The sequence below is a fragment of the Providencia rettgeri genome, assembly GCF_001874625.1.
Taxonomy (GTDB): Bacteria; Pseudomonadota; Gammaproteobacteria; order Enterobacterales; family Enterobacteriaceae; genus Providencia; species Providencia huashanensis.
This window is the reverse complement of record NZ_CP017671.1, coordinates 1,081,432-1,103,152: the sequence shown is the minus strand read 5'-3', so window position 1 is coordinate 1,103,152 and position 21,721 is coordinate 1,081,432. Positions and strand designations below refer to the sequence as shown.

20 protein-coding genes are annotated in these 21,721 nt (G+C 39.2%); 14 read left to right on the top strand and 6 right to left on the bottom strand.

What is annotated here, in order from left to right:
- Positions 1–5 precede the first annotated feature (5 nt).
- Positions 6–2,471, top strand: coding sequence for an acyl-CoA dehydrogenase FadE (gene fadE, locus RB151_RS04865; RefSeq protein WP_042848712.1), 2,466 nt, complete (start codon positions 6–8; stop codon positions 2,469–2,471).
- Positions 2,472–2,583: 112 nt separating this feature from the next.
- Here the strand turns inward: fadE and lysA are convergent, their stop codons facing one another.
- On the bottom strand, positions 2,584–3,849 hold the full coding sequence (gene lysA / locus RB151_RS04860) for a diaminopimelate decarboxylase (RefSeq protein WP_042848713.1): 1,266 nt from the start codon (positions 3,847–3,849) through the stop codon (positions 2,584–2,586).
- Between the two features lie 141 nt (positions 3,850–3,990).
- On the opposite strand from lysA, the gene RB151_RS04855 reads away from it, so the two are divergent.
- Positions 3,991–4,929, top strand: a complete 939-nt coding sequence (locus tag RB151_RS04855; RefSeq protein WP_048608240.1) for a LysR family transcriptional regulator — start codon at positions 3,991–3,993, stop codon at positions 4,927–4,929.
- Here RB151_RS04855 and RB151_RS04850 read toward each other — a convergent pair.
- Positions 4,900–5,820 carry a LysR family transcriptional regulator gene (locus RB151_RS04850; protein ID WP_042848715.1) on the bottom strand — a complete coding sequence of 307 codons (921 nt, stop codon included), beginning with the start codon at positions 5,818–5,820 and terminating at the stop codon, positions 4,900–4,902. The two genes, RB151_RS04855 and RB151_RS04850, sit on opposite strands and share 30 nt — an antisense overlap.
- Before the next feature lie 136 nt (positions 5,821–5,956).
- On the opposite strand from RB151_RS04850, the gene RB151_RS04845 reads away from it, so the two are divergent.
- Positions 5,957–6,829 carry an MBL fold metallo-hydrolase gene (locus tag RB151_RS04845; protein ID WP_071547815.1) on the top strand — a complete coding sequence of 291 codons (873 nt, stop codon included), beginning with the start codon at positions 5,957–5,959 and terminating at the stop codon, positions 6,827–6,829.
- A 163-nt stretch (positions 6,830–6,992) separates the two neighbouring features.
- Complete coding sequence (locus RB151_RS04840) at positions 6,993–7,637, top strand: DsbA family protein (RefSeq protein WP_071547814.1); 645 nt, start codon at positions 6,993–6,995, stop codon at positions 7,635–7,637.
- 19 nt (positions 7,638–7,656) lie between these two features.
- Here the strand turns inward: RB151_RS04840 and RB151_RS04835 are convergent, their stop codons facing one another.
- Positions 7,657–8,301, bottom strand: a complete 645-nt coding sequence (locus RB151_RS04835) for a prepilin peptidase (protein WP_042848749.1) — start codon at positions 8,299–8,301, stop codon at positions 7,657–7,659.
- 448 nt (positions 8,302–8,749) lie between these two features.
- Here RB151_RS04835 and rsmE point away from each other — a divergent pair, with 448 nt between their 5' ends.
- The 4 genes from rsmE to ruvX all read left to right on the top strand — a co-directional run bounded on the left by rsmE (position 8,750) and on the right by ruvX (position 11,500).
- Positions 8,750–9,481 carry a 16S rRNA (uracil(1498)-N(3))-methyltransferase gene (rsmE, locus tag RB151_RS04830; protein ID WP_042848719.1) on the top strand — a complete coding sequence of 244 codons (732 nt, stop codon included), beginning with the start codon at positions 8,750–8,752 and terminating at the stop codon, positions 9,479–9,481.
- A 9-nt stretch (positions 9,482–9,490) separates the two neighbouring features.
- Positions 9,491–10,438 carry a glutathione synthase gene (gene gshB / locus RB151_RS04825; RefSeq protein WP_042848720.1) on the top strand — a complete coding sequence of 316 codons (948 nt, stop codon included), beginning with the start codon at positions 9,491–9,493 and terminating at the stop codon, positions 10,436–10,438.
- A gap of 82 nt (positions 10,439–10,520) precedes the next feature.
- Entirely contained in the window at positions 10,521–11,084 is a 564-nt protein-coding gene (locus RB151_RS04820) for a YqgE/AlgH family protein (protein ID WP_042848721.1), read from the top strand.
- Positions 11,084–11,500 carry a Holliday junction resolvase RuvX gene (gene ruvX, locus RB151_RS04815; RefSeq protein WP_042848722.1) on the top strand — a complete coding sequence of 139 codons (417 nt, stop codon included), beginning with the start codon at positions 11,084–11,086 and terminating at the stop codon, positions 11,498–11,500. Before RB151_RS04820 ends, ruvX begins: the two co-directional genes overlap by 1 nt.
- 68 nt (positions 11,501–11,568) lie before the next feature.
- Here ruvX and RB151_RS04810 read toward each other — a convergent pair whose 3' ends face one another.
- The 3 genes from RB151_RS04810 to RB151_RS04800 all read right to left on the bottom strand — a co-directional run bounded on the left by RB151_RS04810 (position 11,569) and on the right by RB151_RS04800 (position 16,116).
- Positions 11,569–13,446 carry a metallophosphoesterase gene (locus RB151_RS04810; RefSeq protein WP_071547813.1) on the bottom strand — a complete coding sequence of 626 codons (1,878 nt, stop codon included), beginning with the start codon at positions 13,444–13,446 and terminating at the stop codon, positions 11,569–11,571.
- 189 nt (positions 13,447–13,635) lie between these two features.
- On the bottom strand, positions 13,636–14,844 hold the full coding sequence (locus RB151_RS04805) for an adenosylhomocysteinase (protein ID WP_071547812.1): 1,209 nt from the start codon (positions 14,842–14,844) through the stop codon (positions 13,636–13,638).
- Positions 14,845–14,871: 27 nt separating this feature from the next.
- Positions 14,872–16,116, bottom strand: coding sequence for an MFS transporter (locus RB151_RS04800; protein WP_071547811.1), 1,245 nt, complete (start codon positions 16,114–16,116; stop codon positions 14,872–14,874).
- 351 nt (positions 16,117–16,467) lie between these two features.
- Here RB151_RS04800 and RB151_RS04795 point away from each other — a divergent pair, with 351 nt between their 5' ends.
- The 6 genes from RB151_RS04795 (at position 16,468) to hemW (ending at position 21,637) form a co-directional block, all read left to right on the top strand.
- Positions 16,468–17,457 (top strand): LacI family DNA-binding transcriptional regulator, encoded by a 990-nt coding sequence (locus RB151_RS04795; RefSeq protein ID WP_071547810.1) that lies wholly within the window; start codon positions 16,468–16,470, stop codon positions 17,455–17,457.
- Positions 17,458–17,762: 305 nt separating this feature from the next.
- Positions 17,763–18,455, top strand: coding sequence for a YggS family pyridoxal phosphate-dependent enzyme (locus RB151_RS04790; protein WP_048608256.1), 693 nt, complete (start codon positions 17,763–17,765; stop codon positions 18,453–18,455).
- Positions 18,456–18,469: 14 nt separating this feature from the next.
- Positions 18,470–19,291 (top strand): pyrroline-5-carboxylate reductase, encoded by an 822-nt coding sequence (gene proC / locus RB151_RS04785; RefSeq protein WP_042848729.1) that lies wholly within the window; start codon positions 18,470–18,472, stop codon positions 19,289–19,291.
- Positions 19,292–19,310: 19 nt separating this feature from the next.
- Positions 19,311–19,895 carry a YggT family protein gene (locus RB151_RS04780; protein ID WP_042848730.1) on the top strand — a complete coding sequence of 195 codons (585 nt, stop codon included), beginning with the start codon at positions 19,311–19,313 and terminating at the stop codon, positions 19,893–19,895.
- 16 nt (positions 19,896–19,911) lie between these two features.
- Positions 19,912–20,505: an RdgB/HAM1 family non-canonical purine NTP pyrophosphatase gene (rdgB, locus tag RB151_RS04775; protein WP_071548825.1), complete on the top strand. Its 594-nt coding sequence runs from the start codon at positions 19,912–19,914 to the stop codon at positions 20,503–20,505.
- Positions 20,498–21,637, top strand: a complete 1,140-nt coding sequence (gene hemW, locus RB151_RS04770; protein ID WP_071547809.1) for a radical SAM family heme chaperone HemW — start codon at positions 20,498–20,500, stop codon at positions 21,635–21,637. The genes rdgB and hemW overlap by 8 nt, the downstream gene beginning before the upstream one ends.
- The last annotated feature ends 84 nt before the right edge of the window (positions 21,638–21,721 follow it).

Here is a 21,721-nt window from a genome sequence, read left to right as displayed (position 1 = left end):
TAACTATGATCCTTCTCAGCATTGTGTTATTCCTAGCCTTAATTGGCGTACTTTGTTATCACAAAACATCGTTGGTTTTTAGCGCAATATTATTATTGGCTTATACTGCTGTTATGGGTGTGATAAATATTTGGAGCTACTGGATGTTATTGCCAGTCGCCTTAGTATTATTTCCATTTGTTTTCAGCCCAATACGCCAATCATTATTTTCCGCCCGCGCTATGAAAATGTTTCAAAAAGTCATGCCACCAATGTCAAGAACAGAAAAAGAAGCCATTGATGCAGGGACAACTTGGTGGGAAGGCGACCTTTTCCGAGGAGCCCCTAATTGGAATAAGCTTCATGACTACCCAAAACCACAATTGACTGCCGAAGAACAAGCATTTATTGATGGTCCCGTTGAAACAGTTTGTGGCATGGTCAATGATTTTGAAGTGAGTCATGAGCTCGCAGACCTCCCTCCTGAAGTGTGGCAATATTTACGCGATCACCGTTTCTTTGCCATGATCATCAAAAAAGAATACGGAGGTCTTGAATTTTCTGCCTATGCTCAATCACAAGTATTACAAAAACTTGCCGGAGTTTCGGGCATACTGGCAATAACTGTCGGTGTTCCTAACTCTTTAGGTCCTGGTGAACTCCTACAACATTATGGTACCGATGAGCAAAAACAGCGTTATTTGCCGGGTTTAGCTACTGGTGAAGAAATTCCATGTTTTGCTTTAACAAGCCCTGAAGCAGGGTCTGATGCAGGTGCGATCCCAGATACTGGCATAGTTTGCATGGGTGAATGGCAAGGTGAACAAGTCCTTGGTATGCGTTTAACATGGAATAAACGCTACATTACCTTAGCACCAATCGCGACCGTGTTAGGGCTAGCCTTTAAATTATCTGACCCAGATAAACTATTAGGCGGAGAAAAAAACCTTGGTATCACTTGTGCTTTAATTCCAACCAATACACCGGGGGTCGAAATTGGCCATCGCCATTTCCCTCTTAATGTGCCATTTATGAATGGCCCGACTCGCGGTCAAGATATCTTTGTTCCTATTGATTACATCATTGGTGGGCCAAAGATGGCGGGGCAAGGTTGGAGAATGCTTGTCGAGTGTCTCTCTGTCGGACGCGGTATTACATTACCATCTAACTCAACAGGAAGTCTGAAGAGCATCGCTATTGCAACAGGGGCTTATTCCTATATTCGTCGCCAGTTCAAATTATCAATTGGTAAAATGGAAGGGATTGAAGAACCATTAGCACGCATTGCTGGTAACACTTATTTGATGGATGCAGCAGCAACTTTGATTACGTCGGGGATTATGTTAGGCGAAAAACCCGCGGTTCTCTCTGCTATCGTAAAATACCATTGTACTCATAGAGGTCAACGCGCCATTATTGATGCAATGGATATCACTGGTGGTAAAGGAATTTGCCTTGGCGATTCAAACTTTGTCGCCAGAGCCTACCAAGGTGCGCCAATCGCTATTACGGTTGAAGGGGCCAATATTCTCACTCGTAGTATGATCATCTTCGGCCAAGGTGCTATTCGTTGTCATCCATTTGTATTAGACGAAATGGCTGCTGCAAAAGATAATAATTTGCATAAATTTGATAAAGCTGTATTCGGGCATATCGGTCATGTGATTAGTAACCAGTTCCGGAGTTTCTGGTTAGGCTTGACTAACGGTCGTGGCAGTAGCGCGCCAACAAAAGACGAAACACGCCGTTATTATCAAATGTTAAATCGTCAAAGTGCTAACTTAGCTTTATTGTCTGACGTGGCAATGGGGGTGTTAGGCGGAAGCTTAAAACGTCGTGAGCGTATTTCGGCACGCTTAGGGGATATTTTAAGTAACCTGTACCTTGCCTCTGCAACCCTAAAACGCTATGAGGATGAAGGTCGCCAAAAAGCAGATTTACCGCTAGTAAAATGGGCTGTTGAAGATTGTCTCTATCAGTCAGAAAAAGCCATGGATGATTTATTGAAAAACTTCCCTAATAAAATGGTAGCGGCGATAATGCGAGTGACACTCTTCCCTGTTGGCCGTTCTATGTCGATGCCATCTGACCGACTTGACCACAAACTGGCGCAGCTACTGATGGAACCTTCTGAAACACGGGATAGATTAGGTCGTGGTCAGTACTTAACACCAACAGAAAACAACCCGCATGGCTTAGTAAACCAAGCACTACTCGATATTATTGCTGCTGAGCCAATCTTCGACCGTATCTGCCGTTTAAAAGAGCGTAAACTCAGCTTTACTCGCTTAGATGAACTAGCAGACCAATTACTCCCTGAAAATGTAATTACGCAAGAAGAAGCTGATATTTTACGTAAAGCGGAAGCTAGCCGGTTACGGACTATTAATGTGGATGAGTTTGAGTTTGATGACTTAGGGGTACTTCCGTCAAAAAAGTCTCCTGACGAACCTTCAAGTGAAGATACAAGTAAGAAAAAGAAAGCAGCTTAATTTATAAAGTAAATTATAAAAGGTTATCTTCTTAGAAGTGAGTTTAAGGGTAACAACAAAAAGCCAGCTAGTTATTATAGCTGGCTTTTTGTATGTAAATTATATTTAAAACTTATAATTCCAATTCTAATGCTAATAATTCTTCAATCGTTTGGCGGCGACGGATCAGCGTTGGCTTGCCATCTACAAACATGACTTCCGGTAATAATGGACGACTATTATAATTCGAAGACATAGATGCACCATAAGCGCCAGTATCGTGGAAAACTAAATAATCCCCTACTTTGACCTCAGGTAATGCGCGTGTAACAACTAAACCACCCTCTAATTGAGTAAATACATCCCCTGACTCACATAGAGGGCCTGCAATAATAGTATCGATGAGTTGAGAGCTATCAGCACAACTGCCATCCGCAGTTAGAACAGATACATGATGATAGCTGCCGTACATCGCAGGGCGCATTAAATCATTAAAACCGCTATCCACTAACACATAATGGCGGCTCCCCATATCTTTAACCGCACGGACTTCCGCCAGCAAAACACCGGATTCAGCCATTAAATAACGCCCCGGTTCTATCTCAAGTTCGACTGAGTGCCCTAAATGCTGCTCTATACGCTGACGGGCGTTATTCCATAAACTATAATAATGTTGTACATCTATTAATTCATCGCTTTCACGGTAAGGGGTTGATAACCCTCCCCCTGCCGAAATCGCATGCAGGTCAACCCCAGCGGTGGTGACCAATGCCACCATTGAATCACACACATCAGCAAGATGTTGGTAATCAACGCCAGAACCAATATGCATATGAATGCCCACTAACGATAAATTATAGTGACGAATTTTTTCTAACGCGGCTGGTAAATCTTCATGCCAAATACCGTGCTTGCTATTCTCACCACCCGTATTAGTCTTTTGGCTATGGCCATGACCAAACCCCGGGTTAATCCGCAACCAAACTGGGTGACCAGATTTTTTCTGACCAATTTGGTCTAACATGTCAATCGACCCTGCATTTACCGGAATATCCAGAGCCGTCACTTTTTCTAATGTTGCTCTGTCCAATACATCTGCGGTAAAAACAATTTCTGAGTTTTCACGCCCTGCTTGGAAGCCAGCGACCAGCGCACGTTCTATTTCACCTAAAGAAACAGAATCTACTTTGACCCCTTGCTCTTTCATTAAACGGAGGATATGAATGTTAGAGCTTGCTTTTTGTGCAAACCTAACAGTATCAAAGACTTGTAATTGCTTAATACGCTCAATGATTACAGCGCTATCATAAACCCAAACAGGGGTTCCATACTGGGCTGGTAATCCACGCAAATGTTCAGGTGTTAAATACTGGCTTGTAGTAGTTGCGAATGAAGTCATTGTCTTTCTCGTTTGCAAATTTTTATGGTCTTAATAATTTATTGTATTGAAATCTATTATTCAGAGAAAAAACGGGAAAAAAAATATCCATTTTGCTAAAGTCTATTCATATTTGATATAGCATTTATTTAGAGGCTAAACATGCAAGCTATCTCTTGGCGTCATATTGAAATATTCCGTGCCGTCATGACTACCCCAAACTTAACGGAAGCTGCTACATTACTGAGTACATCACAGCCCACCATCAGTCGTGAACTTGCTCGCCTTGAATATCTATTACAATTTAAATTATTTGATAGGGTAAAAGGCCGCTTACAACCAACTGCGCAAGGCTTACGTTTTTTAGAAGAAGTCGAGCGTTCTTATTATGGATTAGAGCGGATCAAAAATTCGGCTAAAACTATTCGGCGTTTTGAACACGCACAAATATCCATTACTTGTTTACCGGCTTTTGCCCAGTCTTTATTACCTCAGGTTTGTCAGTCATTTATGGAAAGTTACCCTGATGTAAATATCACGGTGATCCCACAAGAATCCCCAGTTCTGGAAGAATGGCTTTCTGCTCAGCGTTATGACTTTGGCTTAACAGAACACCTTCAACTACCACCCGGCACTGAACAGCAAACGTTAGGCTGTTTAAATGAGGTGTGTGTGTTACCTGCAGGGCACCCCCTTGAACTAAAACAGGTTTTAACGCCTACTGACTTTCAACATCAACGGTTTATCAGTTTGTCATTAACAGACAGTTACCGCCAGTTAATTGATTCAACCTTTACAGAACACCATATTGAACGAAAAATGGTGATGGAGACACACTCTGCATCATCCATATGCGCTATGGCATTAAAGGGGATCGGGATATCCATTGTAAACCCATTAACAGCGTTAGACTTTCATCAGCAATCTGCAGGGAAATTGGTGATCCGTCCCCTCAGTTTTTCCATTCCATTTACAGTGAGTTTAATTCGCCCCATTCACCGCCCATCTTCTCAACTGACAGATATTTTCACCCAATCACTAAAAAGTACCTTCAGCCAAATAGAAGAGAGCTTAGCGTCGGCCTTGTTGCATCAACGCTAACCAATATGGTGACGTTTTGAACCAGTCTGTAAGGAAATCAATCACAGCACGTAATGGTGTAGGCATTTTTTGTCGACTGGTGTATACCCCGTAAATACCTAATGGCATTGGTTGGTAATCAGGTAATAATTGAATTAACTCACCACTTGCTAAATACTCTGCGACGGAATAATAAGGTTGCATGGTAACCCCTGCACCATTTAAAGCGCCTTGGGCAAGAAATACGGACTCATTGGCGCTCAACCGCCCGCCAACTAATACCGTATGCTGTTCCCCTTGTTTTTCAAAACGCCAAATGCTGCGCCCAAAAAAGCTATATGTAAGACATTCAAGTAACACTAAGTCTTCAGGTTTAGTGGGCATTTTTTTCCCCGTTAAAAACTTTGGGGAAGCACAAATTACAGAGTGGCAGGTCGATAAAGGCTTAGCAATTAAGTTAGGTTCTAGCTGGTTAGTAATACGGATCGCTAAATCGATACGTTCTTCGATAAGATTAATCGATTTATTAGATATTTGCATATCTATCGTCATATTTGGGTATTGCTGCAAAAATTCTGCCATAGCAACGGATAATGCACTTTGGGCTATCGATTGTGAACAGCTAATGCGCACCAAGCCAGATAGCTCTTTTGCATCATGATGTTGTTGTACAGGTACTAATTGTGAAATCGCATTGAGCTGTAATGATTGCTGATACACCCCCTCACCAGCGGAGGTTAAACTTAAACGCCTTGTTGTTCGATTAAGTAACCGTACTCCAGCCCATTGTTCCATTTCAGATAAATAACGTGTCACCATCGCACGCGACATATCTAACTTTTCAGCAGCACCAACTAAACTGCCTTGTTCCACTATCGTGATAAACACTTGTGCTGCCTTTAACCTATCCATTTACGCCCCATTCGTCCGGTTTATGCAACAAACTTCGCCTAATTATGGTGTTTTTCCGTTAATCATTGCAACTTAATATACATACCAAGCAAAAACGCCTAGTTCAATCTCAGACAATTCAATTTTAGGACTCAAAATGAAATTAACTTTTTTAGCAGCAACAGTATTCATCGCAACATCATTTCAAGTAGCACAAGCCGAGAAATTAACACTCGATATCTATAACCCAGGTAACAACAGTGTATTCCCTGTGTCATCTGAAATTATTAGTGGCCCTAATGAAGTCGTATTAATCGATGCTCAGTTTCAAAATAATGATGCTCAACAACTGGTCGATAAAATTAAAAAACTCAATAAAAAATTAACCACTATTTATATTAGCCACTCAGACCCTGATTATTATTTCGGCTTAGAGACAATTACAAAAGCCTTTCCTGAAGCTAAAGTAATTGCAACATCTGAAACCGTTGCCGCTATTAAAGCGACTAAAGATGGCAAGCTCGCTTATTGGGGAAATGAGTTAAAGGGTGAAGCTCCGACCCATGTGATAGTCCCCGAAATCATCAAAGGGAATAGCTTTACTGTTGATGGCGAGAAACTAGAGATAAAAGGCCTTGACGGTGCTTCGCCAGATAGAACTTATGTGTGGGTTCCATCGCTAAAAGCCGTTGTCGGTGGTGTGGTTGTTTCAGACAATATACACGTTTGGGTGGCTGATACACAGACTAAGGCATCACGCCAAAATTGGCAGCAAACGTTAGAAAGTATCAAAGCACTGAACCCGACGATTGTCGTCCCTGGTCATTTCACGGGAGCATCTAAATTGGATATTGGTACGGTGACATTTACTCAGCAATACTTACAAGATTTTGAAACCGCCGCACAATCGAGTAAAAACTCGAATGAATTAGTACAGCAGGTTGCAGCTAAATACCCACAACTGGATGATAAATCAAGTTTAGAGCTAAGCGCTAAGGTTATTAAAGGCGAAATGCAGTGGCCTCAATAAATTAGTATCACTCCCTTATAACAACCATTTTGTATATTTAACATACTGAATAATATGCCTAGAAATACAACCGCGAGTATAAGGGAGATTGTTGTATATAACTGTTGATAATAATGATACAACTTAACTCAAATTAACCCCAAATTATTACTGAGGATCAATAATGAAAAATATAACCCTACACTATATTTATGACCCTTACTGCGGCTGGTGTTATGCAGCAGCCCCTTTAGTGGAAATTGCAACCAAACACCCCAGTACCAATGTTGAGATGCATGGTGGTGGCATGTTAGCCGGTGATGCGCGTTTGCATCTTGATGATGATTTTCGCCAATATATTATGCAATCAGATAAACGTATTGCAGCGATGACAGGGCAAGTTTTTGGTGATGACTATATAAAAATGCTCCATGAACCTAATTTAGTCATGGACTCCCTACCACCACAAACCGCTATTTTAGCTGCAACCAAGCAAGGTAAAGGCTTTGAGATGCTTAAAACCATTCAAAAAGCCCATTATATTTCTGGGCGTCATATTAATGATACGGCAGTGCTTACTGAATTAGCCCAAAAGCTTAACTTGAATGCTGAGCAGTACACCAGTGATTACACGCAATGTGAACAAAATGAAACTGCAAAACACATACAGAATAGTAAAGCATTGCTCGCCCAGTCTGGTGCGTCAGGTTTCCCTACGCTGTTAATTCAGCAACAAGGGAAATGGTTACGGGTTCCTTTACAAAATTACCTTGGGTCACCAGACAAATGGCAGCAATTTTTAGACTCGTTGGTCGCTGCTGCGTCTTAACCCTTACATTTAGTTGTCGCTAACCAATACGCAGTATAGATAAATACAGCAAGATACTTGCACTAATGATAATTGTAGGCCCGAATGGTATGGTTTGGGCTATTTCATTTACTAACGGCTTAGCACTTACACAACTTGGAGAATGACCCCCTTGGCTTATTTTCGGCAATATCCAATGAGCGAATGCATAATGTAACAGCCCTAAACAAGCCGCAAGCCCTATAAAATAAGGTAATAACCATACCCCTAACCATGCAGCACACGCTGCAATTAATTTTAAGTCCCCTCGCCCCATCTGTGGTTGTTTTTTAATTTTTTCCACGAGTGTAACGGTAATTAGCATCATAAAATAACTCAATATAACTGCATAGATAGCCGAAATGACATTGCCTTGAGGTAAGTTAATTTGATATAGCAAACCAGACCACAATAAAGGATAGGTTAGTACATCCGGTAAATAACCCATTTTATAATCAATAATAAATAACGGTGTTATTAAATTAATAAAAACCACTAAAAACAACATTACCCATAAACTATTAAATGACCCAATAATAATACAACCGAACACCCCATATAGAATAAGTAAAGTATGAAGTTTAATTGTTATTTTGTTTTTCCCAAAACACCAAACAGGGAGATAAATAAGTAACTTTTGAGTCATTAAAACGGATAAAAACAACACAACAAGAAATATAACATCTTGTTTACATAGATGAAATCCAATTGACTCAATAAAAAAAAGCCTTTCATCCCCCTGCCAGGAAGATATCATATTTGTCATATTATCAATAAATGATTTAATATATGATAATAAAAAATAAAATAATTCCTTCATTTTATACTTCCTTCCATTACGAAGCCAAAATAAATATACTCGCTATTCTGGCTTATCCCAACACTTTAATTCCGTGTTATTTCGTCGGTTTATTCGACATTTTCAACTTTTATTTTTTTGAGTAATTATTGATAAAATTGCCACCGCACAGACGTACTACAATTAGCATTTTTTTCGTTATAAACTAAGCGCTAGTGCTTGTGTTTAGAGATTCAATCCCCATATTCATCAAAGCTATCTTATTTATTAACCTAGTCTGTACTAAGGAAAAGCTATGCGCATCCCACGCATTTATCACCCAGAGCCTCTTAAAACGAATATGACAATTTCTCTTGGTGATGACGCCACAAACCATGTAGGGCGAGTACTACGCATGACTGCGGGGCAAAAACTCGAACTTTTTGATGGTAGCAATCAAACGTTTGATGCTGAAATTACTGAAGCGACTAAAAAGAATGTATATGTTCGCATTGTAGATAGCCGTATTGATGATAGAGAGTCCCCTCTCGATTTGCATTTAGGGCAAGTGATGTCCCGTGGAGAAAAGATGGAATTTACCATCCAAAAATCCGTAGAGTTAGGGGTGAATATCATTACACCACTGTTATCAGAGCGTTGCGGCGTTCGCTTAGAAGGTGAGAGGTTAGCGAAGAAATTACAACAATGGCAAAAAATTGCTATTGCGGCCTGTGAACAATGTGGGCGCAACCGTATCCCAGAAGTCCGCCCCGTACAAACACTTGAAGATTGGTGTGCAGAAGATGATGGCGCATTTAAAGTTAATCTTCATCCTAGGGCAACAGAAAGCATAAATACACTGCCAACTGAATTGAAAAAAGTCAGGTTGTTAATTGGCCCTGAAGGGGGGTTATCAGCCGATGAAATCGCAATGACAGCAAATTATCAATTTACCGATATACTGTTAGGGCCTAGAGTATTACGAACAGAAACGACTGCGCTAACCGCTATCACTGCACTGCAAGTGCGCTTAGGTGATCTGGGTTAAGGAGAAAAAATGATCAAGCTCGGTATAGTGATGGACCCAATTTCATCCATCAAAATCAAGAAAGACACCAGTTTTGCGATGATGTTGGAAGCTCAGCGTCGTGGTTACGAAATCCATTATATGGAAATGAATGACCTGTATTTACACCAAGGTGAGGCTAGAGCACAAACTAAAATAGTCACTGTCGAAGAAAACCCTGCCAAATGGTATGAGTTTCATGGTGAGCAAGACATCGCTCTTGGTTCACTTGATGCTATTTTAATGCGTAAAGATCCGCCTTTTGATACCGAATTTATTTACGCTACCTATATTTTAGAGAGAGCAGAACAAGCGGGCTCTTTAATTGTCAATAAACCGCAAAGTCTGCGTGACTGTAATGAAAAATTATTTACCGCTTGGTTCCCTGAGCTGACGCCAGATACGTTAGTCACTCGTAGCCCACAAAAACTGAGAGAATTCCATCAGCAACATGGGGATGTTATTTTCAAACCATTAGATGGCATGGGTGGCGCTTCCATTTTCCGTCTAAAACAAGATGACCCAAATGTTGGTGTCATTATTGAAACGCTAACCGAACATAGTTCCCGTTACTGTATGGCTCAGAACTTTTTACCATCAATTAAAGACGGTGATAAACGTGTATTAGTTGTCGATGGCGAACCTGTTCCATATTGCTTGGCACGTATCCCTGCACAAGGTGAGACTCGTGGTAACCTTGCCGCTGGTGGCCGAGGTGAAGCTCGTCCTCTTAGTGATAGTGATTGGGCCATCGCACAGGCTGTCGCGCCAACGCTGAAAGAAAAAGGCTTAATTTTTGTTGGTCTTGATATTATTGGTGACCGTCTGACTGAGATTAACGTTACTAGCCCAACCTGTGCGCGTGAAATCGAAGCAGCATTCGATATTTCTATCACGGGTATGTTGATGGATGCGATTGAACGTCGCCTAAAAAAATAAGCCATAAATGGTTAAAAAGGCCTGTTTAGGTCTTTTTAACTGGTTGTTTTAAAGTTGTTATTAAATTCAATGGAGCCTTAGTTTGAATCTGCAAAACCATTTTCTTATCGCCATGCCATCCCTAACAGACCCTTATTTTGAACAGTCTGTTGTTTATGTGTGTGAGCACAATGAAAAAGGGGCGATGGGGATAGTAATTAATAAGCCTATTGATGATTTTTCCGTCGATACAATGCTCAAAAAACTTGAAATTACGATATCTGATAAAGTTAATAACCGTAACTTAGAAAGGCCTGTAATTGCTGGTGGCCCTGTGGCAGAAGAACATGGGTTTATCTTACACACACCAATAACTGGTTTCTTATCTAGCCTACACTTAAATGAAGATGTCATGGTCACCACCTCCAAAGATATTTTAGAAACGCTTGGTGGTGAGGATTCCCCCGAGAACTCCCTCGTAGCACTCGGCTATTCAAGCTGGGAACCGGGCCAACTTGAACGAGAAATTATGGAAAATAGCTGGTTAACGGTGGAAGCTTCCCCTAAGCTCATTTTTGATACCCCTATTAATGAACGCTGGGCTGCTGCTGCAAAATTAATCGGTGTTAATATTCATACTATTTCAATGCAAGCGGGGCACGCTTAATGTCTGGAAGAACTTTGCTCGCCTTTGATTTTGGAACTAAAAGCATCGGTGTTGCTATTGGGCAAGAAATTACGGGCACTGCTCGACCGTTGGCTTCTTTAAAAGCCAACGATGGTCGCCCTGATTGGCAACAAATCGAAAAATTACTTAAAGAGTGGCTTCCTCAATTGGTCATTGTCGGCCTGCCACTTAATATGGATGGAACCGAGCAACTCGTCACAAGCCAAGCTCGTAATTTTGCCAACCGCATTCATGGTCGCTTTGGTGTCAAAGTCGAATTGCATGATGAACGGCTATCCACTGTAGAAGCAAAAGCTGGTCTTTTTGAGCAAGGTGGTTACCGTGCATTAAGCAAAGGAAAAGTAGACTCGGCGTCTGCTGTTGTTATCCTTGAAAGCTGGTTTGAGCAAAACTAAGTGGGGCTCCCTTACTGAGAGCCCACTAAAAGTAGAGGACTAACTGCCCCCTAAGATAGTCTTTAATATCACTGGGCTATTTTTATTTGGTAAGTTACTGATTTTGTATCTTGGCTTTTTACTTGCAAAGGATACTCAGTTCCCCATAAAAATGTTGCTGATTTATCTGTATTATGGGGTAATATCAAATTCATTTCTAATGGTATATCCGACACTATACGGTAATTATTTTTCGGCTGTGGGTATTCATGGTGCGCCGAAATATACCCCGTAAATATATCAATATTTCTTTCATTACCAATATCTAAGTAAGGAGCATCTTTGTGCTTTTGAAAGTACGGTGCGTACTTACTCGCAACAATAATAAATGAGTCTGTATCGACCACTTCTTTATTGTTATAGCGAATATTCGAAATTCTCCCTACCGTAGCCCCTTCATTTTTCTTACCGTATAAATCATATAACGGTAATTTGCTAATATTTACATCATAGGTTAGCCCCATAATTGGGTAAAATAAAAAGCTATGGGCATTAGTATTAATTAATGGTGTAGACTCATCTATTGGCATATTATAAATATTTGAGCTCATTTCCAACCATTCGATTAATTGTTGCTTGTTTACCTTTAATGCAGATAAAGAAGCGGGATAAAAAATCTTGTTTAAATCCCTATTGGTTATTTTCCTGTCTTGTATGTCAACAAAAAAACTTGCATCATTTAATGAATAAGATGGTGAAATAGAAATTAACACCTTATCGCTTTCACTCGTAAAATTTCGCATATAATAACGAAGGGAGTCCGCAAGTACAGTTGTTAGGCTTTCATTTCCAATCAGATTAAAATTATTATTGATTTTAAATTTGTCTTGGCTTACTTCTTTGTCTAAGTCACTTTTTAAGTCTTGTTCTGTATCATTTATGCACAACGATATTTTCTCAATAGTACTCCCTTTAGCAACAGAATTTTTTCTATCGACTTGATATCCTTTACTACTTTTTATATCCCACTTATCATTATTCTTTTCTAGAACAAATTTAATAGCGGATAGTGACTCCCCCCACTTACCCGGTTGAGCCGCTGGCTTGCCAAACATTTTCCCATCCTTAACATTAATATTTTCATTAGCTGTTATTTTTTCAGAAGGAAAAACTTCATGAGTATGACCAAATAAAATACCGTCTATATTCGGATTTTTGGCAAGATAAAATGCGACATTTTCCATACCATGTTCAACTTGTGATACATCAATACCTGAATGAGATAAGGCAATAACCAAGTCAGCCCCATCTTTTTTCGCCTGAATAGCAGTACTATTTGCAGCATCTAGCATATCAGTAAATGTAATCTCACTTTCAAGTTTGCTTTTATTAAAAAGCATTGTTTGCATAGGAACTAACCCTAAATATGCGATTTTCAGTAAATGCTTATTACCCGCGTCATCTAAAACCTCTTTTTCCTGAATAATATACTCAGGATAAAGGCTTTTTTGTGACGTATTATCAATAACATTACTTAAAACTACTGGAAAGTTCGCTCCAGAATAAGACCATTTCAAAAACTCAGCACCATTATCAAAATCATGATTACCAGGGGTTGCTACATCATAATTAAGTGCATTTAAACTACAGATAACAGGAGATATACGATAATAGCTTTCATTTTGGTTATAGCGTTTAATAATATGATTCCCTAATGGGTTGCCAGATAATAAATCACCAACATCAACTAAATAGGTGTTTTTATTATCATGCCTAAATTTTTCAATCGCACCAACTAGCGATTTCAAACCATATTTTTCACTTTTTAGATTATTAAAATAATCCTCATCACTTATGAAAGAGTGAATATCAGACGTACCAAGGATATTAATTTCCACTAGGTTATCAGCATAAGACAATGGGATGATAATACTTAAAAGTAATGCAACAGAAAATTTATTCTTCATATTAGTCACTCAAAGTTAATTCCTACAAAAAGCGCTAATCACACCAGCTTCTTATAAGACAATATACTCTTAATAATTCAATATACATGTAGGCAATAAGCAAAGTTAGACCTGGAGCTTAGATAAGCTAAACGACTCAGCAAACTCAGTATAATCAACACAATGTAACTTGAAGTATGTACAAGTAGCTTAATGCGTTATCCAGTTATCACACGCAAGTTGTGCTACTTTCATTTCTATATCAAAAGGAACAGGTTGCGGAATATTTTTTAATGCTTTGCTATCTAAAGCAATTTTTTCTAAACTTAATGTTTGTAAAGCGAGGCCTAAATCCATAACTTCAATAGGATTACCATTTCCTGCAGACAAATTAACAAGGTTTGCATCCGACATTAGGAATATATTTTTACCCGTTTTCAATTGGTATTTATTAATTTTAGGTATGACCTCTTCACTATTATTACTTAAATTCTTCAATGCATTCACATCAATTTCACGTTGGAAATGCCCCGCATTAGCCACAAGCACATTATTTTTCATTGCAGAAAAATGTTCTGTAGTAAGTATATTATCTCGCCCAACGACACTCACAACAAAGTCGGCATCCTGTAACGTACTGATTAATTCAGCAGTTTGAAAACCTTCTAAATGAGCTTCTAATCGAGTAAGCGGATTTGTATCTACTACCGTAACATGTGCCCCCATTCCCCTAAAACGCTGTGCCACACCAGAGCCACAATAACCATATCCAATCACCACTACTTTTTTACCGTGTATCATTACATTAGTTGCATGAGCAATACTTTCCACAACAGATGAGCCAACACCATATCGATTCTCTATAATTCTTTTAGACTGAGTATCATTAATAATTAATGTTGGCCAAAGCTGAGATGTGAAATCTTCCCTTAACCTATTTGCTCCTGTGGTTGTTTCTTCCGTCGCACCAATAATTACTTTTTGTAATGCCTTAAATTTAGGATCGGTAAGAACCAGCTCATGTAAATCTGCACCATTATCGGCGATGATATCCGGCTTCATTTCCAAGACATTTTTACAATAGGCTATATGGTCTTCAAAAGATTCATCTCTCCTCGAAAAAACACTCACATTCATATATTTTACTAATGCTGCCGCTGTTTCATCTTGTGTAGAACCAGGAGAACCTGTAATAGCAATTTTTGCGCCACCTTTTGTCAAGGCTTCAAGCCATACCCCTGTTTTTGCTTCAACATGTAAACAAATACCAATTGTCAGACCTTTAAATGGTTGTTCTTTTTCAAGTCTTTCAATTAAACTTTGCATAATAGGCATATGTGCTTTGGCCCAATTAATACGTTTTATTCCTTTATCTGCTAAATTAATATCAGCAATAGAGTATTGATGAGTATCTAACATAATATATACCTCAATATTTTTACATTTTTATGAATAAGCATGCTGTTTTTTTCTATTTGAAAAAAACATGTACAGTACATAAATAAATGTGAATGTAATCGTATAGCTAGTGAATACAATCCAAAACATTTTCCAATCTACAACCCCATTTATCGTATTAAGATCTAATACCCAGCCACTCAATATGGCACCTAAGAAAGTACCAAATCCATTAACTAAAGTAGTAAATACGCCTTGTGCTGTAGAACGAAATTCAGGTGCTATTTCTTTTTCCAAGAATAAAGAACCCGAAATATTAAAGAAATCAAAGGCGCAACCATATACTAACATTGAAAGGAATAATGCTATTGTTCCTATATAGGTAAAATCACCATATGCAAATAACCCGAAGCGTAAAATCCAAGCTATCATGCTCAACAATAAAACTTTTTCTATCTTGATATACTTTAATAAAAAAGGAAGTAGCAATATAAAAATCACTTCTGAGAATTGCGATATTGATAAAAAAATTGTCGGGTAGGTTGAAAAAATAGAGTTTTGAGCCTCTGGTGCGGCAGCCAGATCCTGCAAAAAGGGTACACCGAGAGTATTCGTGATTTGTAAAACAGACCCTAGCAGCATAGAAAAAAACAAGAAAACAACGACTTGAGATTTCCTAAATAAGACAGCCAAATCACTAAATTTAAATGAATGAGGATCACATTCCAAATTATGGTTATCTTTATTTACCGATATAAAAATAACAGAATAAAGGCTTAAAGCCACGGAAGCTATTGCTGCTATATACAATTGATAATAACTCATTTCTAACTTTAATAAGCTAATAATCCACATTGCAGCTATAAAACCAACAGTTCCATACACCCTGATTTTTGGGAAATAATTTTCTGATTTTAATTTTTCCCTATCCAGTATTTCAAAAATTATACTATTACAGATTGACATTGTTGGCATATAAAAAATCAGATGAACTAATGTCATGGCGAAAAGCAAACTAACCGAAGTACTATGTGCCATTGCAATCAAAAAAAACGCCGATATTAAATGAATGGTAACATAGACGAATTTTCTATTATTAATTCTATCTGCAATTAGCCCCATTAAAATAGGTGAGCATAGTGATGCAATGCCTAAAGAACTAAAGACTAACCCAACATCTCCACCTGTAAAGTGGAGTGTATTAAACATATATGAAGCAAATGTAACTAGCCAAGAGCCCCATATAAAAAACTGCATAAACGAGACTATTTTTAATCGAGTAATTGTGCTCATAATAATTTATTTACCTCACTCAATATTACGTAAACACGTTTATATACAATGTACATTCGGTATGGCTAATAAAAACATTGATTCTACTACTGAGCATTTTCCTCTAATGCATTTCTTGGTTTTAATTAATGTACTGGGTATTAAACAAGAATAAAGTGATATACTTCACAGCAAGTAATACGTATGACTTGACATGGATCACATAAAAACATAAAGCTTGCAAATTAATAAGCCCAAACAAAATTTATCATTTAGTATGAGCGTATTAGATCATTTTTAATTCGTTTAGAATAACGCATCCATCTGTTTATAAAGTATTTTTTATGTTTTCACTCTTGATATGGAGAAAAAATGTCTACTGTTAACAGTAAAGATGTCGCCCGTTTAGCTAACGTCTCACAGTCGGCTGTATCTCTTGTATTTAGTGGTCGTTACCAAGGCCGAGTATCTGAAAAAACCCGTGAAAAAATCCTCTGTGTGGCAAAAGAGCTAGGCTATCAGCCTAATATCAATGCACAAATTTTACGTAGTGGAAATTCACGTACCGTTGCATTTATTGTCCCCGATATTCAACAACCCTATTTCGGAAAAGTCGTTCATGCTGCAGAGCTTTCAGCAACCAAATCCGGGTATTCTTTAATTCTTTTAGATAGTTATGCCAACAAACAATGGTCTGAACATTTATTTTCATTATTTCAAAGTAAACTAATTAGTGGCTGCATTATTTATTCATGTGAAAAAAAACATATCGAATTATTAGAAAATTACCGAGATAAGCTGATATTCATAGAGTCTGATGATGAAAAAAATAATGACATTCTTTTAGATATTGATAAAACGATCAAATCTGCGTTCTCTATTACGCATAAAATGAAACGGTTTAAGGTTGGTTTTTTTAGATCTGATATCCCAAGGCAACATTTTCTAAATCGCCATAAATTATTTAACAATGAATTCGAGTCATTAAACTATGTAGAAAAATCTAAATGTGTCATTTACTCATCCTTTAACCTTGCTGAAGCAACCCAAAATGCAGCATCTTTACTTCAGCAAAAACCCAATATTGTATTTTGCGATGATGACTTATTAGCTGGTGCGCTTTATCGAGCAGCAAAGCAGCTTAACATCACGATTCCTAAAGATGTTGCCGTGATCGGATTCAATGATACTGACCTTTGCAATTATTTAAACCCCGAACTGTCTACGGTTAAAATACCCACTCAGTATATAGGCGAATTAGCGATAAAAATGCTTTTAGATAAAATTTCCGACCGGAAAGATCCAATAAAACAAGAAGTTATTAAATTGGAAATCATTACAAGGGGTTCAACACAGTTTTGATTATCGAGTTCGGGTTGCCGTTATCTTTTTACTGCTGTCACTAGTGTGCCTATTTTGTCAGCATCACCGTCTGTTATGAATCAATCGGCCTTTTGCTATTATCTGGGAAAGCAGATTTAAGGACACTGTTAGAAAATGCTTTTTTATCAAGCTTAATCAGTATTTTTTTGAATTCCCCCTATGCAAAGGTGCCGTTCTGACGCGATTTGCTTTACACTATGGTCAATAACCGCAATTCATCTACTTGGTAAATAGACCTGTACGTGAATACACCAATATTGAATTAAACTATATTGAATAAAACAATGACCATTCAAAATAATATCTCTGATGTCACAGCACGTATTGATCTTGCCGCCGCAGAGTGCCAACGCTCACCACAAGACATTACGCTGCTTGCTGTAAGTAAAACCAAACCTTGTGAAGCTATTTCAGAAGCCATTGAGGCTGGTCTTTTCCAATTTGGTGAAAATTATGTTCAAGAAGGTGTTGAAAAAATTCAATATTTTTCAAATAGGAATGACCTTGTTTGGCATTTTATCGGCCCATTACAATCCAATAAAAGCCGCCTAGTTGCCGAACACTTTGATTGGTTTCACACCCTTGACAGGGCAAAAATCGCTCAACGATTGAACGACCAACGTCCTAGCGATAAAGCCCCTTTAAATGTTCTCATCCAAATCAATATTAGTGATGAGAATAGTAAATCGGGGATCACCTTAGCGGAATTAAACGAACTAGCCGCCCAAGTCGCCACTATGCCTAACCTGGTATTACGTGGTTTAATGACAATCCCTGCCCCCGAAACAGATTACGAACGCCAGTGTGCCACATTTCGCAAGATGGATGCTGCATTTAAGCAATTACAAACAAATTACGCTACCGTCGATACACTTTCGATGGGTATGACTGATGACATGCGCGCAGCAATTCATTGCGGCTCTACTTTGGTACGTATAGGAACCGCTATTTTTGGCGCTCGCCAGTATCACCAATAAATAAGGAGAACAGAATGCAACATCGTAAAATTGCCTTCATCGGTGCCGGAAATATGGCTCAAGCCATTATTACAGGTTTGGTTAACCACGGTTACCCTGCATCCATGATCACGGTTTGTTCTCCAACCCCTGTACGCCGTGACAAACTCGCCGAACAGTACGGTATAATCAGTCGCCATGACAACCTAGCCGCAGTGCAAGCCGCCGATGTGATTATGCTCGCAGTCAAACCACAAATGATGAAAGAGGTCTGTGAGCCACTGCAACAAGTTACCAATTTTGACCAAAAATTAGTCCTCACCATTGCTGCGGGCATCCCTGCTGAACGCTATAACGAATACCTCGCACACCCGCTTAATTTAGTGCGCATTATGCCAAATACGCCATCATTAGTGGGTAAAGGCGTTAGTGGGTTGTTTGCTCAAGGGCAAGTATCAGAGCAAGACAAAAAATTCGCACAAGAACTCATGCAAAGCGTTGGGACAACAATTTGGTGCCAAAAAGAGCAAGAGATCAATAATATTATTGCGATTACAGGCAGTTCCCCTGCTTATTTCTTCTTATTTATGGAAGCAATGCAGCAAAAAGCGCAACAACTCGGTTATGATAGTGTGCAAGCCCGTGAATTAGTCCTCAATGCCATAGAAGGCTCTGTGGAACTAGCTAAATCACAAAGTGATACAGCCTTTTCAACATTACGTGAACAGGTCACCTCTAAAGGCGGTACTACCGCGATGGCTTTAGAACAATTTTATAATGGAAATCTTCCGCAAACTGTTGCCAATGCAATGCAAAGTGCAATTGACAGAGCCGAAGAGATGGAAAAACTTTTTTAATTTAATCGCGGAATTTGCCATGAAGACTATCGTTTTTGTTGTCACTACCCTGATCCAGCTGTACATTTTTGTTTTACTACTGCGTGTTTGGATGCAATGTGTACGTGCCGATTTTTATAACCCATTTTCAAAATTTGTCGTTAAGGCAACTCAACCCATTGTTGGGCCATTACGTCGAGTGATCCCCGCTATTGGCTCAGTCGATACCGCTTCAGTTGTTGTCGCTTTTGTGCTGGCATTAGCTGCAATTATTTTCGGTATGTGGGCAACTAATTTACTGCCAATTTTAGGTGTTACGATCCTACCTATGGGGGTTATTTTATTATTAACCTACGCAGGTAAATTGATTTTCTGGATGATTTTAATCCGCGCTATTTTAAGCTGGGTCAGCCAAGGCCGTAACCCTGTTGACTATTTATTGTACCAATTAACAGAACCATTAATGGCACCAATCCGTCGTATTATTCCAGCAATGGGCGGGTTAGACTTCTCAGCCATGATTGTGATGTTTATCTTGATTGCGCTTAACTATTTGCGTGTAGATATTTCCTTATGGATTGACCCATCACTCACAGCAATGATGTATTCCATTGGTATTATGTAAAAATGAGTTCTAAATGATGCAAAAAGTTGTTTTAGCCACCGGCAATCCGGGAAAAGTGAATGAGTTAGCCGACTTACTCCGTGATTTTGGTATGGATATTGTCGCGCAAACTTCATTAGGTGTTGAATCTGCTGAAGAAACAGGTTTAACCTTCATTGAAAATGCTATCCTGAAAGCCCGACATGCTGCGGCGCAAACGGGCTTACCCGCAATTGCCGATGATTCAGGGATCTCTGTTGATGCACTGGGAGGAGCTCCGGGTATCTACTCCGCACGTTATGCGGGGGAAGAGGCGAATGATGAGCAAAACCTTATAAAATTACTTAATGCAATGGAACATGTGCCTGATGGCCAACGTCAGGCACAATTTAACTGTGTTTTAGTGTATTTACGCCATGCAGAAGACCCGACTCCCTTAGTATTCCAGGGTCGTTGGCAAGGCATTATTACTCGTGAACGTAAAGGCCAAGGGGGTTTTGGTTATGACCCTATTTTCTATATCCCTGAATTGGGTTGTACTTCAGCGGAGTTAACTAAAGCAGAAAAACAAGCCATTTCACATCGTGGTAAAGCCCTAACAATGATGTTGGAAGCATTAAAAAATGCTTAAACAACCACCATTGAGTTTATATATTCATATTCCTTGGTGTGTGCAAAAGTGCCCATATTGTGATTTCAATTCACACACCCTCAAAGGGGAAATTCCCCAAATGGAATATGTTGAGCACCTATTGGCAGACCTTGATATTGATGCGCAATTAATTGGTGAACGCCCTGTCAAAACTATTTTTATTGGTGGGGGAACCCCGAGTCTGTTAACTGCCGAGTCCATGCAAGCCTTGATGGATGGTATTCGCCAACGTATCCAGTTAGATGTACAAGCTGAGGTTACCATGGAAGCTAACCCCGGAACGGTAGAGGCAGACCGTTTCGCTGGCTATCAAGCTGCGGGGATCAACCGAATTTCCATTGGTGTGCAAAGCTTTGGTAATGATAAATTAATAACATTAGGTCGCATTCATGGTCCTGATGAAGCAAAGCGTGCCGCTCAATTAGCGACAAATTTAAATTTGAGAAGCTTTAACCTCGATTTAATGCACGGCCTCCCATCTCAAACTCGCAATGAAGGTTTATCTGATTTACGTCAAGCTATTGAGCTTGCCCCACCGCACTTGTCTTGGTATCAGTTGACCATTGAACCTAATACTCAATTTGGGTCACGCCCTCCCACGTTACCTGACGACGATACTCTGTGGGATATCTATACAGAAGGTCATAAATTATTGAGTGCAGCTGGTTATCAGCAATACGAAACGTCAGCTTATGCCAAACCGGGTTATCAATGCGAGCACAATCTTAATTATTGGCGATTCGGTGATTACCTTGGTATTGGCTGTGGAGCACACGGTAAAATCACATTTGAAGATGGAAGAATTTTACGTACAGTAAAAACCAAGCACCCTCGTGGCTATATGGAAGGTCGTTACATTCATCAATCCTATGATGTTGACACCAAAGATAGGCCATTTGAATATTTTATGAACCGTCTCCGCTTACTTGAAGCAATGCCTCGTGATGAATTTACCCAATATACTGGGTTACCCGAATCAACAGTTAGACCAGCTATTGATGAAGCATTAACAAAGGGTTATATCACTGAGACGGATAACGAATGGCAAATTACAGAACATGGAAAACTGTTTCTCAACTCGTTGTTAGAATTGTTTTTAGATGAGGAATGATTTTTAAGCAAAAAATCGTTTGTTAAGCGAAGGTATATTTTCTCGTTCATTGAAAGCCCGCATCAACACCTGATGCGGGCTTTT